The 17,455-nt window shown below is 44.4% G+C and carries 16 protein-coding genes; 3 read left to right on the top strand and 13 right to left on the bottom strand.

From position 1 onward, the window contains the following. Positions 1-63: 63 nt before the first annotated feature. From trpS to pilM, 12 genes are all read right to left on the bottom strand, one after another. Entirely contained in the window at positions 64-1,080 is a 1,017-nt protein-coding gene (gene trpS, locus M9194_RS03215) for a tryptophan--tRNA ligase (protein WP_250610967.1), read from the bottom strand. 110 nt (positions 1,081-1,190) lie between these two features. Further along, positions 1,191-1,877, bottom strand: a complete 687-nt coding sequence (locus tag M9194_RS03210; RefSeq protein ID WP_250610965.1) for a phosphoglycolate phosphatase — start codon at positions 1,875-1,877, stop codon at positions 1,191-1,193. 33 nt (positions 1,878-1,910) lie between these two features. Further along, positions 1,911-2,582 carry a ribulose-phosphate 3-epimerase gene (gene rpe, locus M9194_RS03205; protein WP_250610963.1) on the bottom strand — a complete coding sequence of 224 codons (672 nt, stop codon included), beginning with the start codon at positions 2,580-2,582 and terminating at the stop codon, positions 1,911-1,913. Positions 2,583-2,717: 135 nt separating this feature from the next. Beyond that, the gene (locus tag M9194_RS03200) at positions 2,718-3,539 is read right to left on the bottom strand and encodes a Dam family site-specific DNA-(adenine-N6)-methyltransferase (protein WP_250610962.1); all 822 of its coding nucleotides are present in this window, start codon (positions 3,537-3,539) and stop codon (positions 2,718-2,720) included. Positions 3,540-3,624: 85 nt separating this feature from the next. Beyond that, the gene (locus tag M9194_RS03195) at positions 3,625-5,136 is read right to left on the bottom strand and encodes an SPOR domain-containing protein (RefSeq protein WP_250610961.1); all 1,512 of its coding nucleotides are present in this window, start codon (positions 5,134-5,136) and stop codon (positions 3,625-3,627) included. Between the two features lie 48 nt (positions 5,137-5,184). Continuing rightward, positions 5,185-6,276 (bottom strand): 3-dehydroquinate synthase, encoded by a 1,092-nt coding sequence (gene aroB, locus M9194_RS03190; RefSeq protein ID WP_250610960.1) that lies wholly within the window; start codon positions 6,274-6,276, stop codon positions 5,185-5,187. 27 nt (positions 6,277-6,303) lie between these two features. Then, positions 6,304-6,822, bottom strand: coding sequence for a shikimate kinase AroK (gene aroK, locus M9194_RS03185; protein ID WP_250610959.1), 519 nt, complete (start codon positions 6,820-6,822; stop codon positions 6,304-6,306). Between the two features lie 150 nt (positions 6,823-6,972). Next, positions 6,973-8,358, bottom strand: a complete 1,386-nt coding sequence (locus tag M9194_RS03180; protein WP_250610958.1) for a type IV pilus secretin PilQ — start codon at positions 8,356-8,358, stop codon at positions 6,973-6,975. 21 nt (positions 8,359-8,379) lie between these two features. Beyond that, positions 8,380-8,919 carry a pilus assembly protein PilP gene (locus M9194_RS03175; protein WP_250610956.1) on the bottom strand — a complete coding sequence of 180 codons (540 nt, stop codon included), beginning with the start codon at positions 8,917-8,919 and terminating at the stop codon, positions 8,380-8,382. Positions 8,920-8,948: 29 nt separating this feature from the next. Further along, entirely contained in the window at positions 8,949-9,527 is a 579-nt protein-coding gene (locus M9194_RS03170) for a type IV pilus inner membrane component PilO (protein WP_250610955.1), read from the bottom strand. Further along, a complete protein-coding gene (locus M9194_RS03165; protein ID WP_250610954.1) occupies positions 9,528-10,088 on the bottom strand; it encodes a PilN domain-containing protein in 561 nt (186 codons plus the stop codon). Beyond that, entirely contained in the window at positions 10,057-11,022 is a 966-nt protein-coding gene (gene pilM / locus M9194_RS03160; RefSeq protein ID WP_250610953.1) for a pilus assembly protein PilM, read from the bottom strand. The genes M9194_RS03165 and pilM overlap by 32 nt, the downstream gene beginning before the upstream one ends. A gap of 143 nt (positions 11,023-11,165) precedes the next feature. Here pilM and M9194_RS03155 point away from each other — a divergent pair, with 143 nt between their 5' ends. Further along, entirely contained in the window at positions 11,166-13,838 is a 2,673-nt protein-coding gene (locus M9194_RS03155) for a penicillin-binding protein 1A (protein ID WP_250610952.1), read from the top strand. A 124-nt stretch (positions 13,839-13,962) separates the two neighbouring features. Here M9194_RS03155 and oxyR read toward each other — a convergent pair whose 3' ends face one another. Continuing rightward, positions 13,963-14,847 carry a DNA-binding transcriptional regulator OxyR gene (oxyR, locus tag M9194_RS03150; RefSeq protein WP_250610950.1) on the bottom strand — a complete coding sequence of 295 codons (885 nt, stop codon included), beginning with the start codon at positions 14,845-14,847 and terminating at the stop codon, positions 13,963-13,965. A 151-nt stretch (positions 14,848-14,998) separates the two neighbouring features. Here oxyR and M9194_RS03145 point away from each other — a divergent pair, with 151 nt between their 5' ends. Both M9194_RS03145 and M9194_RS03140 read left to right on the top strand, forming a co-directional pair. Then, positions 14,999-15,736, top strand: coding sequence for a glutathione peroxidase (locus M9194_RS03145; RefSeq protein WP_250610948.1), 738 nt, complete (start codon positions 14,999-15,001; stop codon positions 15,734-15,736). An 83-nt stretch (positions 15,737-15,819) separates the two neighbouring features. After that, entirely contained in the window at positions 15,820-17,283 is a 1,464-nt protein-coding gene (locus M9194_RS03140) for a dihydrolipoyl dehydrogenase (protein WP_250610946.1), read from the top strand. Positions 17,284-17,455 lie beyond the last annotated feature (172 nt).

Raw genomic sequence — 17,455 nt, 5'->3', positions numbered from 1 at the left:
CGCGTAAAACAAAGCCCTTGACGTCTAACGCCAAGGGCTTTTCTATTGTCTATGGTATCTCTTCTAGCCGCGAGCCACAAAGCCTACTGCTTCATAAGCCTTAGCAAGTGTAACAGAAGCACGAGCGGATGCTTTTTCAGCCCCTTGTTTCATGACTTCATTGAGATAAGCACGGTCTTCACGAATGCGTCGATATTCTGCTTGCACTGGCTCTAACATAGCAACCAGTGCCTCACCAACATCTTTCTTAAACGGACCGTACATTTCAACGCCTTGGTACTGAGCTTCAATTTCCTCAAAGCTCTTACCTGTTGCGGCTGAGTACAAGCCCATCAAGTTAGCAATACCCGCTTTATTTTCGATATCGTAAGCAATACGTGGCGGCGTTTCAGTATCAGTTTGAGCCTTGTTAATCTTCTTCACAATCGATTTCGGATCTTCAAGAAGAGTGATAACATTTTTGCGATTATCATCTGACTTAGACATTTTCTTAGTCGCATCTTGCAGGCTCATCACACGGGCATTCACTTTAGGAATATAAGGCTCAGGCACAGTAAAAATGGGCTGATCCGATCCATAAATATTGTTAAAGCGAGTCGCAATATCACGAGCGAGCTCAAGGTGCTGTTTCTGATCATTACCAACAGGCACTTGATGCGCACCATAAAGCAAAATATCTGCCGCCATTAAGACTGGATAACCAAATAAACCCGCATTAACATCGTTCGCATAGCGGCTTGATTTATCTTTGAACTGAGTCATACGGCTCAGCTCACCCATTTGGGTATAGCAATTAAGAAGCCAGCCCAGTTGAGCATGCTCAGGCACATGAGATTGGACAAATAGCGGGCTCTTTTTCGGGTCAACACCCACAGCAAGACAGATAGACAGAGCATCGAGTGTTGCCTCATGTAACGCTTTTGGATCTTGACGCACGGTAATGGCGTGAAGATCAACCACACAGTATTGGCAGTCATAATCGTCTTGCATTTGTTGCCACTGACGAAGCGCACCCAAGTAATTACCAATACTTAGTTCACCTGAAGGTTGAACACCACTCAATACAATGGGCTTGCTCATAAGTTTAATTCCTTAGACTTCTCAAAAACATTCAAATTCGGCTGCGTCAGTTGCGTATTGCAGCGAGTCAAGTGTACTCATTAACCAGTATTTTTCTAGTTAAAATTAAATCAAGCGGCAACCAAGACGATATCGAGTAACTCCAACAGGCTGTCAGCGACATAATCTGGGTTTGAATTCGCGATAGGCTCTCCATGGTTATAGCCATAGGTCAGTGCAAAAGAGTGACAACCGGCGTTTTGCGCGGCAAGAATGTCGTTCTTTGAATCTCCAATCATCAGCATTTCACCAGCACTTAAACCATGCTTGGCCAATAACCAGTGTAATGCCTCTGGATCAGGCTTTTTGTTGATGAAGGTGTCACCACCGATGACATCAGTAAAATACCCAGACAAACCATGTTTTTCTAATATTTCCGGAACAAATTTGGCAGGTTTATTGGTTACTAAAGCCAAGGTGAAACCCGCCTGATGCAGCTGTTCAAGCACCGATTTTACATGCGGGTACAGATGACTGAGTTGATGTTCACCTTGCTGGTAAAAATCGTCAAATAGTTGCCTTGCTTTGGCTAAGGTTGCCGAGTCCAAGTCTGAGGAGACGTGTATATTTTGACTGAGTGCGCGACCAATCAATAGATCGGCACCATTACCAACATAACTTTTGACTTGCTCTAGACTAACCGATGGGTAGCCTAAAGCCCGAACCGTTTTATCTGCGGCTTCTGCTAGATCTGGCACGCTATCAAGTAAGGTTCCATCAAGATCAAATGCGATCAACTTTATTGTGTTTAACGACATCTTTATATCCAAAATTCACATAAGAAAAATAACTTAGCTGATCTTAGCAAGCTCAGCACGCATCTGATTAATGACTTGCGTGTAGTCAGGCTGACCAAAAATCGCTGATCCTGCGACAAACATGTCAGCGCCAGCTGCCGCAATTTCAGCAATATTCTCGACTTTCACACCACCATCAATTTCCAAGCGGATATCGCGCCCTGATTCAATAATTCGCTGTTTCACCGCTCTGAGTTTATCGAGAGTATGAGGAATGAAAGATTGGCCACCAAAGCCTGGGTTGACTGACATCAGTAAGATCATATCCACTTTATCCATGATGTAATCCAGACAAGTAAGTGGTGTTGCTGGATTTAACACAACGCCTGCTTTACAGCCATGATCTTTGATAAGTTGCAAGCTTCTGTCTACATGCTCAGACGCTTCAACATGGAAGGTAATCATAGACGCACCTGCTTTGGCAAAATCAGGAATAATGCGATCCACGGGCTTGACCATCAAGTGCACATCAATCGGTGCGGTGATGCCATAATCACGAAGGGCTTTACAAATTGGTGCGCCAAACGTTAGGTTCGGCACATAGTGGTTATCCATAACGTCAAAGTGTACGACATCGGCTCCGGCGGCAAGTACGTTTTCAACTTCTTCACCCAAACGAGCAAAGTCAGCGGATAAAATGGATGGAGCAATAAGAAAGTCTTTCATGTCTGGCCTCGTCAGTAAAACGTTATCTGGACGCTTCATTCAAAATGGATTTACGCCCTGATTCTACCTAAGCCAGCTGAGATATCATAGATTGAAATGCGAGTTTATCCATCATTTCAATCTATACATGGTGAATCAATTACAATCTGATGAATACAATGCCAACAACTCGTCGACTTTATTTCTGCCATTTCCGTTGCGACTGATTGTCCGTTTCACCTTAACCACGTTCAGTGTTGCTCCATGATATAAACGCCTGGTTAACGTGGTGTCATGGTTAGAAATGAGCACGGGTATCCCACGTTTCTTTGCTGCAGTTTCGGACACATCTGCCAATGCAGCTTGGTCATCGAGTGAGAAACCATTACCTGCATAGGAAGTAAAATTAGCGGTCGTCGAAAGCGGCGCATAAGGAGGATCGCAATACACCACAGCGCCCTTTCTCGCTCGTTTAAAAGTCTCGGTATAACTCTGACAAACAAACGTCGCCTTTTTCGCTTTTTCAGCAAAAAACTCCAGCTCAGCTTCGGGAAAATAAGGCTTTTTGTAGGAGCCAAAAGGGACATTGAAGCCACCTTTTTTGTTATAACGACACAAGCCATTGAAACCAAAACGATTCATGTATAAGAAAGCCAACGAGCGATACATAACATCATCTGATTGATTGAACTGTTTACGGATGCTTAGATACGCTTCTTTGCGGTTATTATCCGCTACAAACCACCGCTTAGCCTCTGAAATATACGTGTTGGGCTGCTTTTTGAGCAAGTTGTAGAGGTTAATCAAGTCAGGGTTAATATCTGCCAGTAAGTATTGATCATAATTGGTGTTGAGAAAGATAGACCCTGCCCCAACAAAAGGCTCAACCAATTTTCGAGCAGGAGGCAGATGGCGTTGAATATCTTCCACGAGGCTATATTTCCCACCCGCCCATTTAAGAAAGGCTCTTCTTTTCATTTCCCGCTCAATTTACCTAAGGTCTGGTGACCAATTTTGACAATAAGGGTGCGGAATGTAGCACACTTTTGCATGAAGCTCAGCGTTAATTCGCTCGATTGATTTCTCTTTGTACTTGGCTCAGTGATTTGGCCCATGGTCCGACACTTTGTAAATCTGACGGCAAGGTGCCAACCGCATCACGCGCAAGCTGGATGGTTGGGTAGTTGTTGTAAGTGACGATATACCAATCTTTGCCACTTCGGACTGTTGGATAAACGAATACCTTATTATTTAAGTCATATTTTTCAATGAACTGCTTCACTTCTGGCAACGTATTCATCGCAGCGAGTTGGAGGGTATAACTTCTTGGAGAAAACGATTCCAATTGCTTAGTCGAGAAAGTGACAGACTGCGTTGGCGACGCTTGTGCTTGAGAAGGGGCGCTGGATGTCTGGCTCACAGCTGGCGTAGAAGTGGTCACGTCATTGGCTGTGTTAGCAGGTGCAGCGGCCTTAGCGTCGCTGGCTTTGGTCGCTGGTATCGATGCTTCATCTTGCATCAATTTATCGACGATGGCTGAAGAGATAACCACACGATTTTTATCTGTGTCAGTGGTACCCACACTGGCCGCTTTTGCGACAACCTGAGGTGGCAAAGAGGCAGTATCATCAACTACAGCCGCTTTATCCAATGGGTTTTGAGTCGATGTCGCTGAAGCGCTCGACGATGCAGTCTTACTCGCGCCATCCGTCGTTGAAGCGTTAGAGGCGGTATTTGGTAGGGTTGGAATCGCGGTTTGCTCTTGAGCGGTTTGCGCGCTCGACTCTGGGTTGGGCTGAGCCAACATCCACCAATAGCCTCCGCCAATAATAACGGCGATGAGAACCACTAAAAGGGCTATTTTACTTGGCGATCCTACCATCGAACGTATGATGATCCGCTTTGTCACTTTCTGTTCTCCTAATCGCATAATTTCACCGGGCAGCAACTTAACCTTACGATACGCATTTCTGACTCGTCGCTCCATGTCATCTTCGACAAAACGTACCACTAATTGTTCAAAGAATCGATCAGCTTCTTCTTGATTTAACGTATCTATTTCAATTTCTATAGGTTTTTGCTCATGGCGCTGGCTAACGCGAGATAAAACAGATTCGGTGTGCTTAGAGCCGGAAAACAGAAGGACATTGAGGGTCCAATTTGAGTAATATTGAGCTTGTTGAACCAGTGACCAAAGCTCTGCGATAAACCCGTCACTCAGATGATGTGCGTCATCGACAACGATAACGATGTCGCAAGCTTCATCCTCTAGTAAGTAGGTGAAGCTGTCGGGCAAGTTGTCTTGTGGATTAAACAATGGTTCAGAAAATAACTGGGGAATGAGCACCGAGCGGTGTTGTTCATCATCCTGACTAGGATGACACATCAGTAAAGCTTGGTTTTTCCCCTCAGACCACGCTTCCAAATAGCGGTGAGCAATCCATGATTTACCCGATCCTTGTTCACCCCTAATCGTCACCAAGTTTGAACCGAAATTGGTCAGCAATTGTACACGTTCCAACAGTTCGACTTGAGATTCAATCTCTAACACACGTAGTTCATGCGCTAAACTCATTCAGCCATCCTTGGTGCTTCTCCTTCCAGTGAATAGATAGAAGTAAACTTACCGTGCCCGACAATAATCGATTGCGTCTTTGATCACGGATTCAGGTACGTTTTTGACTACGTCTGCCGTACCGATACTTGTCGGTAAAATCAGCCTAAGTTCACCCGCCAAAACTTTTTTATCTCGCATCATATGTCGCATAAAATCTTCAAAAGACATACTTTCTGGAGTGTGAACCGGCAATTTCGCCTTTGTCAGTATAGATACAATCCGTTCAACTTGCTGTGACGAGATTAAACCTTGATATTGCGCAGTTTTTGCAGCCATTGCCGTACCTGCTGCCACGGCTTCGCCATGCAGCCATTTGCCATAGCCAAGCTCTGCTTCGATAGCATGTCCAAAAGTGTGACCTAGGTTGAGCAGGGCGCGAATTCCAGACTCTTTTTCATCTTGTGCCACCACTTCCGCTTTAATTTCACAGCAACGACCAATGGCATAAGTCAAAGCCTCTTCGTCTAAGGCATACAACTTATCTAAGTTATCTTCCAGCCAGACAAAAAAGTCGCCATCATAGATGATGCCGTATTTGATCACCTCAGCAATGCCTGCGGCAAACTCTCGTTCCGGCAGTGTCGCCAAGCAGTTGATATCGATCACTACAGCTTTCGGTTGATAAAACGCCCCTATCATGTTTTTGCCAAGCGGATGGTTAACAGCAGTTTTTCCACCGACAGAAGAGTCAACCTGAGAGAGCAAAGTAGTCGGCATTTGGATAAAATCCACACCACGTTGGTAACAAGCAGCAGCGAAGCCAACTAAATCTCCAATAACGCCACCACCTAAAGCAATCACGACAACGTCTCTACTATAGTTGCCTTCAAGCATGTATGTCATGACCGTATTGAAAGTCTCTAGCGACTTGTATTGTTCACCATCAGGTAACTCAAGCAAAGATGCGGAGCAATTGAGATGCGCCAGTTGTGCAAGGACTTTATCTGCATACAAGGGGGCCACCGTCTCATTACTGATGACAATAACTTTTTGTTTGCTAGATAGATAAGGGGAAAGGTAGGCCGAGTCATTAAATAACCCGGCACCAATAGAAATTGGGTAGCTTCGCTCACCTAAACTGACCGTGATACGATCCATGGCTTGCACTCCAAATAAAAATGACAGTTAGCGTTCTTCTAACATTTTTACTATTTGGTTGGCTACCACTTTCGCACTTTGATCGTCAGTGCGAACGGTATAATCGGCGACTTCTTCATACAAACTATTACGTTCACTCGCCAAGTCTTCAAGAACTTCTCTTGGGTTGTCAGTTTGTAGTAGAGGACGTTTCTTGTCTCGATTCGTACGTGCCAGTTGTTTGTCAATCGTAGTTTCTAGATAAACAACAACACCTCTCGCCGATAAACGATTGCGATTGTCTCGGCTCTTAATAGAACCACCACCGGTCGCTAGAACAATACCTTGTTGCTCAGTGAGATCGTTGATGACCGATTCTTCACGTTTACGGAACCCATCTTCACCTTCAACATCAAAGACCCAGGCGATATCAGCGCCAGTACGTTCTTCAATCACTGAATCGGAGTCGACAAACTCCATATGCAGTTGTTGAGCAAGGTGTCTACCAATTGTGCTTTTGCCAGCCCCCATTGGGCCAACAAGGAAAATATTGCGTTTCTCAGCCATGTTAAGCAGTAATTTACAACGTTAATTCAATGACATCGCCACAAGAAAGTTAGTCTAAACCAACATTAAAGACGCTTGTGGCACCTATTCCTCACAGATAATTCGTGATAAGACCCGAAATTATCTAGATATGATGGCATTAATGCAACTTTATTTTTTTGTCACATTCATCTTTGGGTATAACACTTTGGGCGTAACAAAGATCATAAGCTCACTCTTCGTCTTTTGCTTATAATGACGACGAAACAAAGCTCCGATCAAAGGTAAGTCCCCAAAAAAAGGCACTTTTTCAGTTGTTTCTGTTACGCTATGCTGATGAATCCCCCCAAGCACCACAGTTGCACCATCATTAACAAGTACTTGGGTTCCAATTTTTTGTGTATTGACCGCCACAGCTTCTCCTGTCCCCGTTTTAACAACATCGCCAGGATGATCCTGCGTTACATCGATATCTAATAAAACTCGATGGTCCGGCATGATTTTAGGTGTGACTTTCAAACTCAATACAGCTTTTTTAAATGATACAGAAGTTGCACCACTTGACGAAGATTCCGTATAAGGAATCTCCGTGCCCTGCTCTATATAAGCAGGTTTTAATTCGGTAGTAATTAGCCGAGGGGTGGAGATTATTTCTGCTTTTGACTCTCTTTGCAAGGCAGAAAGTTCTAAATCCAATAAAGCACCCGCGCCCAATTGTGCCACCTGAAAAGCCAAACTCGCAGCGCCCGTTGTCGTGGCTGGCAAATTGATATTAAACAAGCTATCTATATCGTTGTTTGCTAAGGCATCCACATCGAAGTTATTCGCACCTTCAATTTGGCCAATAGAATTATAGCTCCACTTCACGCCCAATTCATCCAAGTTGCCTTCTTTAATTGACACAATTCTTGCTTCAATCTGCACTTGCTTTTTTGCTTTATCCAGAGTCGAAATCAGCGCATCGATGGCTTGAAGGTTTTCCTCACTATCAGTCACAAGCAAGGTGGCGGTATTGTGATCCACACTAAAGGAGCCTGAATCTGATAGAAGTGCCTGAGATTGAGACTCACCACTTTTTTTCATTGTGATTAGCCCTGCCACATCTGCCACATTCGCGTATTGAAGGCGGTAGACTCGGGTGTGTTTATCGTTTTGTGCTAGCCTAGCTAAATATTGTTTGTCTTCCTCCTGCGTGGTAACCACAATGACGTTACCCTGGATACGTTTGACTAAATGTTTCGCATGTAAAATAGTATCAAGCGCTTGAGCCCACTCAACGTTTTCAAGCCGTATAGACAAGTTTCCTGTCACTTGGTCTGAGACAACGATATTGATGCCACTATTGCTAGCGAGCCATTGCAGTGCATTTCGAATAGGAATGTCTTGAAAATCGAGACTCAACAAATCATCTGATGGGTTGAGCTCTTTTAGCCGCTGAGCTGACTGCTGCAAAGAAATAGGCTCAGCATAACTGCTTGACGCCTCCAACCACAGAACAACAGTAACAAAAACGATAAATAAGCAATGAGTAAAACGTGGAATACATGAAGAAAACATGACAACTCGCATCTTTAACTGTCATCGAGATAATCGAGTGCGATCAAGTATAGAGCAGTCATCTGCACTTGGCTGGACCACTTCCATGCTATTAGCCTCGATATGGATAATTTCAGCCTGATTTACCCCAACTAACTGACCTAATCTAGCACTGAGCAATTGACCGCTTGGCGCTTGGATGAGCGCAATTTTTCCGTTGGCTTGCTCGACGAAACCGCGATACTTTAACTCTGCCAAAGAATATCCAGAAAAAAGAACCTTGTTTGGCGATAGCGACTTTTGCTGGCAAACCTTGGATAAAGGAGGGGACTGAACAAAGGATGGCGTTAAAAAAGGAGATGGGCTATTCAGGTCAAACTTGCTGAGATAAGGACGAACCAGAGCTGGCGCGCTTTGTGTATTTTTAGCGATATGTATTTTGTTTTCAGTAGCATTGATAAAGTCTGAAATCGAATCACTGTTAGCCTTACACGCACTCACAGCTGCCAAAGTCACAGACAACCCAAAAAGCAAACGCAGACGATGAGCTGTAAATAAACACATGCCATTCCACTGCGACATCCTATCTCCTTAAGAAATTTTAAACTCAGCTATTGGTGTACAAGCACCCTCGCTTCAACATTCACTTGGAGTAATTCGTTGTCCAAATGCTCCCTATGCCACATAAGCTCTTTCACTACAATCGGTGTTGGATACTCAGCAAGTTTATGTAAAAAGTGGCCAATAGAACGCCAATTACCAGTAATTTTCATACTAAATGGGTACATTATTAAGGGAGTGTGAACCTTCATTCTCCTCCATTGCAGTTGAGAAATATTGATCTTGGTGCTCTTGGCAATATTGTGCATATCTTTGAGAAATTGCGCTGAATCATGCCGCTTACTGAGTTGGGACTCAAGCGCATCATTGCGCTGGCGCAGTGACTTCAACTGATTCAACAATTCGTGCTGTTCAATCACCTGTCGACCTTTGGCCACTAAGGCCGATTTAAGTCTGTGCTCATTAGACACACTTGATTGCAGCTGGTCGATTTTGCTGGAAAGAAACAGCCAATAACCTAGCCACAAGGTTATCAACGAAAATCCTAACAATAATGCACATTTAGCGAAAATCCCGCCATTTGCAATCATTTCTATAGCAATTTCGTGTTTTTCCCTAACCTTTTGCATTCACGAGATCACTTGCTCATCAAGATTCATATGAAACGAGATAGAAAAGGTGCTTAGATGGCGAGAGTCCATCTCGACACTTTGCTTAATTGAGCGTAATTGCGCATTGATGACGTAAGTTGAACGCAACATGGTTTCAATCGCATGGGAAACGTTTCTGGCATCATTCGTTTTGCCAAACACTTGCAGTTCGTGGTGGTTAGCGATAATTTTTTCTATATATACCCCTCTTACCGCTAAGTTAGCTAACACATTCATCAATACCATTGCTTGATAGCGCTGCCTCAATAATTTCTCCATCGTCACCACATCAGCATTCAAACTTTGCAATTCACTGGTCACGACGTTGCTGGAAGTGATTTGCTGGCTATAATGCATAATTTGTGTGTTTAGGCGACCATTTCGCTCACGTTGCACATCGATTTGCTGTTGTATCCGTCTTTCAGCTAACAGCAACAATACAGCTGAAAACACAACACACATAGAAAGGCTGACAAGAACAGCCTGTCTTGTCTTTTGAATTCGAATCTCACGCCAAGGCAAGAGGTTTATCTTGTGCAAACCTGTCCCCTCCTAACCAATGTAACCCATTGAGCGACGCACCCAGTGCAATCGCAAACGACGAGTGGTGCTGATGGCCCAGTGGCCGATTGGCATCAAAACCATGCGCTATCAGAGAGAAAGGGCAAATCAGCTGGCATTGCAATTTGTTTTTCTGGACGACAAGTTCGATTTCTGCCTGTTTAATCGGCCTATCGCAAGTTAGCCAACATCCTACTGGATCATCCAAACCGACATCATTCCTAAATTGAACGATGGCTTGAGTGAGATAGTCTGATATCGACGACAAGCCTTGGTGATCGATAGTGGCTGAAAAGCTCAATAGCTCATCGTCTGGTGCTGACATGCATATCGATATGCGATGAGATGATATGTCGGCCAATAGCCAATTGGTGCGCTTATAATAGCGGCTTGCCAATAGCCACAAGCGCATCAGGGCGCGAGATTGACTATCCACCAACATTGGATAAAAGCCCGACTCCATTAACAGCATCGTATATTGTTCGATAAACGACTTTTGCGCCGCGTAAACGAGATAACAAGTGAGATGGTCGGCAGTTGTGCGAGTTGCCACAAAATCGATATTGAGCTCGTCTATCGCACATGAAAGCCCTTCCGACATCAGCCGCAATATAGCATTGAAGCGTTCGCTGCCTCGTAGCGCACTATCTATTTGTATTTGTTTGCATATTACTTGTGTATCATCAATGGCAACTGACACTTTGCTGCTATTAAACGGCAAGCTCTTTCTCAGTTCTTTGAGTTTCTTTACAGTTTTCTGATAATCTTGCGAGAAGTTATCAGAAAATACGTAAAATTCTATCGGTATTTCTTTGTGACAAATAAGCTTGACGCCTTGGCCAACCTGCTTCAAGACGACAGCTTTGACACTTTTTGGGCTAAAGTCCAAACCAGTAATCATAGAGTTACCCATTACTCTGAGCTCCAAAGTTCGCTTAGCTCAGGAATAATAACAATGAATGATGCGTACACTATCATTCGATTTTGAGCTAAATTTATTAGCTCAGAATATAAGGGCTTGCAGTACAGCAGCCTTAACTAATCAGGGATTCTCCGGTGAAGTTCATTAAGCGATTGTTTATTTTTTTCTTAGTTTGCACGGTTCTTGGAGTCGGCACTATTTTTGCCCTCTATATGTATGTAAAGCCGTCTCTTCCTGATGTCGCCACGTTAAAAGATGTTCGCTTGCAAACCCCCATGCAAGTATTTAGTCAAAATGGGAAATTGATTGCCGAATATGGTGAAAAACGACGTATTCCCGTTACCTTTAATGAGATACCACAAAACCTAATCAATGCGCTCATCGCGACAGAAGACAGTCGTTTTTATGAGCACCCTGGATTTGATCCAATTGGCATCATTCGCGCCGCTTTTGTGGTCGCTATAACAGGACACGCAACACAAGGTGCCAGTACCATCACTCAGCAATTAGCGAGAAATTTCTTCCTCTCAGATAAAAAAACTATCATGAGGAAAATTAAAGAAATTTTCATAGCTGTCCATATTGAGCACCTGCTAACGAAAAACGAAATTCTTCAGCTTTACATAAATAAGATTTTCCTTGGTTACCGAGCGTATGGCTTCGGCGCTGCCGCTCAGGTATATTTTGGTAAACCTCTACAAGACCTAGATTTAAGCCAAATCGCGGTACTGGCTGGCTTACCAAAAGCCCCATCGACGATGAATCCAATCTACTCAGTGAAACGCGCAACCGATCGACGTGATACGGTTCTTCAACGCATGCTGGATGAAAACTACATCACCAAGCAGCAATTTGACCAAGCGAAAGCTGAGCCCGTTGTCGCCAGCTACCACCCAGCAGAAATTCAACTTCACGCACCATATGTCGCAGAAATGGCACGTGCATGGGCTGTAGCTCGATACGGTGAAGAAGCCTACACATCTGGCTTAAACATCTACACGACGGTAACAGAGAAGCTACAAGATGCAGCCAATAATGCCGCGATTGATAACTTGTTAAACTACACGGAAAGACATGGTTATCGTGGACCACAGCGAGTACTATGGCAGCCAAATCAAACACCATTTACTCAAGAAGAAATCGAGAGTGAGCTAAAATCGACACCAACTTACGGTGAATTGTATCCTGCAGTCGTCACTACAGTTAATGACACAAGTGCGACAGTCTGGGTGAAAGGCCACGGCCAACAAACCATCATTTGGGATGGCATGAAGTGGGCAAGAAAATACATTACTGATGACAAGCAAGGGCCTGCACCACAAAATGCCAATGATATTTTAGCGGTAGGACAGCAAGTTTGGGTTCGCCAAGTGCCAACACCAAAACAAGATCAGAATAACTTCCCAGAGACCATGTGGGCCTTAAGTCAGGTTCCAAATGCCAATACCGCCTTCGTCGCGATGAACCCTGAAAATGGGGCTATCTTAGCGCTGGTCGGTGGGTTTAACTATGTGCACAGTAAGTTTAACCGTGCCACACAATCCATTCGCCAGGTGGGTTCTAGTATCAAACCGTTTATCTATTCCGATGCGTTAAATAGTGGCATGACACTCGCTACTCTGATCAATGACGCCCCAATAAACAAGTGGGATAAAAGCCAAGGCACGGCATGGCGTCCACAAAACTCACCACCAGTTTATCTTGGTCCAACGCGCTTGCGCATTGGTTTAGCTCAGTCGATCAATGTAATGGCAATTCGCGTACTAAGAGCGGTTGGCCTTGAAAACGTTCGCCATTATCTAACTCGATTTGGCTTCAAGTTAGATCAGCTACCGGACTCTGAAACCATCGCGCTTGGCGCTGGCAGCCTGACACCAGTTCGCTTAGCTCAAGGTTACTCTGTGTTTGCTAATGGCGGTTATTTTGTTAAACCATTCTTTATTAGTAAGATAGTCGGACCATATGGCGATTTGCTATATCAAGCAAACCCTAGCGTTGTGTGTCAATCACAAGAGTGTGAAGCCGATGTCCCAGACGCGACCAAGCCAACTACGGAAGATGGCACCTCGCAAACTGTTGATGTCAAACCAAATGACACTGACAACCAGCTTAATACCATCACAGCAGGCAATAACGCATCCAGTGATGCAATTAATAGCCAAACCATAGATCAAGCCATTCAACCAACCGCCTTGATCAATAAAGATGAGATCGCTCAAACCACACCTGTTGCACCCAAACCTCATTACGCAAAACGTATTATTTCCAAACAAAATGCGTTTTTAGTTAGACAGATGTTGTACAGCAACATTTGGGGTGGGGGCAACTGGTCCAAAGGTACGGGCTGGAATGGCACTGGGTGGCGTGCTCAAGTACTTCACCGCCGCGATATTGGAGGTAAAACCGGAACTACCAACGACTCAAAAGACACTTGGTATAACGGCTTTGGTCCAGATATTGTCGCAACGGCATGGGTTGGATTTGATAATCACTCTCGCGATTTGGGTAGAACGACACGGAACCCTAATTTAGGTAAAGATCAGATATCTGGCGCTGAATCTGGTGCAAAAACCGCGGAGCCAGCTTGGATAGACTTTATGCGTATCGCTTTAAAAGATCATCCTGAAAAAGAGTTGGTGCTACCTCCAGGTATCGTGCGTGTTCGAATTGACCGAGCCACAGGACTGCTCACTCATAAAACCGACTACACCACGCGTTTCGAGTTCTTTGTTAAAGGCACTCAACCAACCAAATACGCCAGTGACAGTAGCTCAGAAAACATCTCCGCTACTGAGCAAATTTTCTAAATCTTTCTGGTTATTGAATCAATAATGTTAAAAAGAGAGCCGATCTGCTCTCTTTTTTTTCTGTATAAGTAAAGTTGAAGCAAATACCAACTCGTGACTAACGCCACAACCACTCGGGAGATGCTTAGTCCAGTATGGCTTTAATAAATTTGGCGAGCTGTTCGAAACGAGTTTTCAACGGTGAACCAGGGCGATAGGCCAACACGATACTGCGGGTAGGGACGGGGTTTACCGCCTTGACGTAGCATACACCATCTTTAAATTTTTCTGCAGGAAGAGAAAGTTCAGGTAGCAAGGTGATGCCAGCCCCGGCTGCAACCATATTTCTTAACGTCTCTAGACTGGTCGCTTTGAAGCGCTCATCGTCTTTAGCTCCAGCGGCAAAACAAAAGCCAAGCGCTTGATCTCGCAGGCAGTGGCCATCACCAAGCGCTAATACGGTTTTACCATTGAGCTCATGCATATCGATTTCCGGCCTTTTTGCCCATTCATGCTCACAAGGCACTGCGATACTCATCGGCTCTTCATAGATCTCTATTTCTTTAAAAGGTTCCGTTTCTTCTACTGATGCCAACACTAAGCAGTCAAGCTTGCCATCTTCTAACTGCTGAACAAGTTGCGAGGTTTGCGCCTCGTGCAAGAAAAGCTCAAGCTCATTAAACTCATCTTTAATCGCGGGAATGATTTTCGGCAAAATGTAAGGCCCAACAGTGGGAATAAAGCCAATATTCATCGGCCCACTCATCTCACCGGTTTGCTCGTTAGCCATTTCTTTGAAGACTTTCACTTCCCTTAATATTTTTTTTGCTTGCTCGATAAGCTGAAGGCCTGAGTCTGTGAACAATACTCGACGGCTACTTCGCTCTAATAACGGTGTGCCAATTTCATCTTCCAATTTTCGAATTTGGCCACTTAATGTGGGCTGACTAACAAAACACGCTTCAGCTGCTTTGCGAAAATGCTTATGTTCCGCGAGCGCAACCAAGTACTCAAAATCCCGAATATTCATCCAGCCTCCGATAGGTATTATCTATTGAATTGATAAAACCAAACGATTAGAACTATCAATGTTACTTAATCATAATATATATAACAAATACAGAACAGTAACTAACGACTGTTAGCACGATATCTTACAAACCATTTACCAGGAATTTATTATGCCAATCAATAAAGAAGGCCAACCAGTACCTCAAGTCACATTCCCTATCCGCCAAGGAGACTCATGGGTCAAGTTGACTACTGATGATATCTTCAAAGACAAAACTGTAATTGTATTTAGCTTACCCGGAGCATTCACACCTACCTGCTCGTCTAGCCACCTTCCGCGCTATAACGAGCTCGATGCGGTATTTAAACAGTATGGCGTGGATGAGACTGTTTGTATCTCGGTCAATGATACCTTCGTAATGAATGCATGGAAAAACGACCAAGAAGCGGACAACATTACCTTTATACCTGATGGTAACGGCGAGTTCACCGCAGGCATGGACATGCTGGTTGATAAAAATGAACTAGGATTTGGACAACGTTCATGGCGCTACAGCATGCTAGTGAAAAACGGCGTGGTAGCAAAAATGTTTATTGAACCGAATGAGCCAGGCGACCCATTCAAAGTGTCTGACGCTGATACTATGCTTAATTTCATTGCTCCAGAGCATAGAGTCCAAGAATCCATCACGGTATTTACTAAGCCAGGTTGCCCGTTCTGCGCTAAGGCAAAACAAGCACTGATCGATCAAGGGCTACAATATGAAGAAGTCGTGCTAGGCAAAGACGCAACAACGGTTAGCTTAAGAGCCATCTCAGGTAGAACAACTGTGCCTCAAGTCTTTGTCGGCGGTAAGCACATAGGTGGCAGCGAAGAGTTAGATACTTACCTAGCCGCGATCAGCTGATCACAAACGGCAAATTAACAGCCTAACTCCCCCAGCTTTTGCTGGGGCTCTTAATCAACCGGTAGTAGCTCAGTGAGGGCAAAATGAAACAAGTGAATGTAGATGTGGCAGTGATTGGCGGTGGAACCGCAGGATTAGGAGCCTATCGTGCAGCAAAAGCACATACTGATAGTGTCGTGATGATTGAGGGTAGCGTCTATGGCACTACCTGTGCTCGAGTCGGCTGTATGCCATCCAAGCTCCTTATTGCCGCAGCAGAAAGTGCCCACCAAATAGAGAAGTCCCACGCCTTTGGCGTTCACCCTCAAGGTGAAACCAAGATTAATGGCCGTGAGGTGATGGACAGAGTTAAACGTGAGCGAGACCGATTTGTTGGTTTTGTACTCGAAAGCGTCGATGAAATCCCAGCAAAAGACAAGCTGGCAGGATTCGCTCAGTTTGTCGATAACACAACACTGCTGGTTGGCGATCATACTCAGGTAAAGGCGAAGAGAATTGTTATTGCAACTGGCTCAAGACCTGCCTATCCCGCAGCTTGGAATGAATTAGGCGAGCGTCTCATTATTAATGATGACGTATTTGAATGGGATGACTTGCCAAGATCAGTTGCGGTATTTGGACCTGGTGTTATTGGCCTGGAGTTGGGCCAAGCACTTCACCGCCTGGGGGTTGACGTTAAAGTGTTTGGTCTCGGCGGACAAGTAGGACCATTAACAGACCCAGAAGTCATGCAGTATGCGAACAAGACCTTTCAAGAAGAGTTCTATTTAGACGCCAATGTTCAAATAGAAAGCATGAAGCAAGTTTCTGGCCCTAATGGCGAGCAGGTTGAGATTCAATTTATCAACCATCAAGGCAAGTTAGAAGTATTTGTTGTCGACTACGTATTAGCCGCGACAGGTCGACGACCAAACACGGATAAACTAACGATAGAAAACACCAGCATTAAATTAGATGAGAAAGGCGTGCCTATCGCGGATCCGTATACCATGCAAACATCGGTAGAGAGTGTATTTATAGCGGGCGATGCAAGTAACCAAATTCCATTGCTACATGAAGCGGCCGACCAAAGTAAAATTGCTGGCGATAACGCTGGCCGTTTTCCAGATATTCGTGCCGGGCTCAGACGTTCAACCATTTCTGCGGTATTTTCTGATCCGCAAATAGCCATGGTTGGTGAAAGCTACCGCCAATTGACTGAGCGTTTAGGCGCATGCGACTGCTTTGCAACTGGCGAGGTCTCGTTCGAAAACCAAGGGCGATCTCGCGTTATGTTAAGAAACAAAGGTGTGCTGCATGTCTACGCCGAGCAAGGCACTGGACGTTTTCTTGGCGCTGAAATGATGGGACCAAATGCAGAACACTTAGCCCACCTGCTAGCATGGGCACATCAAAATAAGATGACGATTACAGAAATGTTGGACATGCCCTTCTATCATCCTGTGATTGAAGAAGGGGTACGCACAGCGCTAAGAGATGTCAACGCAAAACTGCATCTTGGTCCAGAAATGATCAAGCATTGCCTAGACTGTGGCCCTGGTTGCTAAGCTTGCCAAACATCAGACAGAAAAAAGCCCCAAATCCAATACTGGTTTGGGGCTTTCTTAGAACTTTCTAAGAAAAAGCAGTGGTATTTTAATAGACCAACCGCTTTTCTAAATGTTCCCTAAAATTGTAATTATTTTTAATGTTTTTAAATAAGCATTAAAAATCAACATA

Source organism: Vibrio sinus (genome assembly GCF_023634645.1).
Classification (GTDB): domain Bacteria; phylum Pseudomonadota; class Gammaproteobacteria; order Enterobacterales; family Vibrionaceae; genus Vibrio; species Vibrio sinus.
Note: the sequence above shows the minus strand (reverse complement) of the source record. Positions and strands in the feature narration are given on the sequence as shown.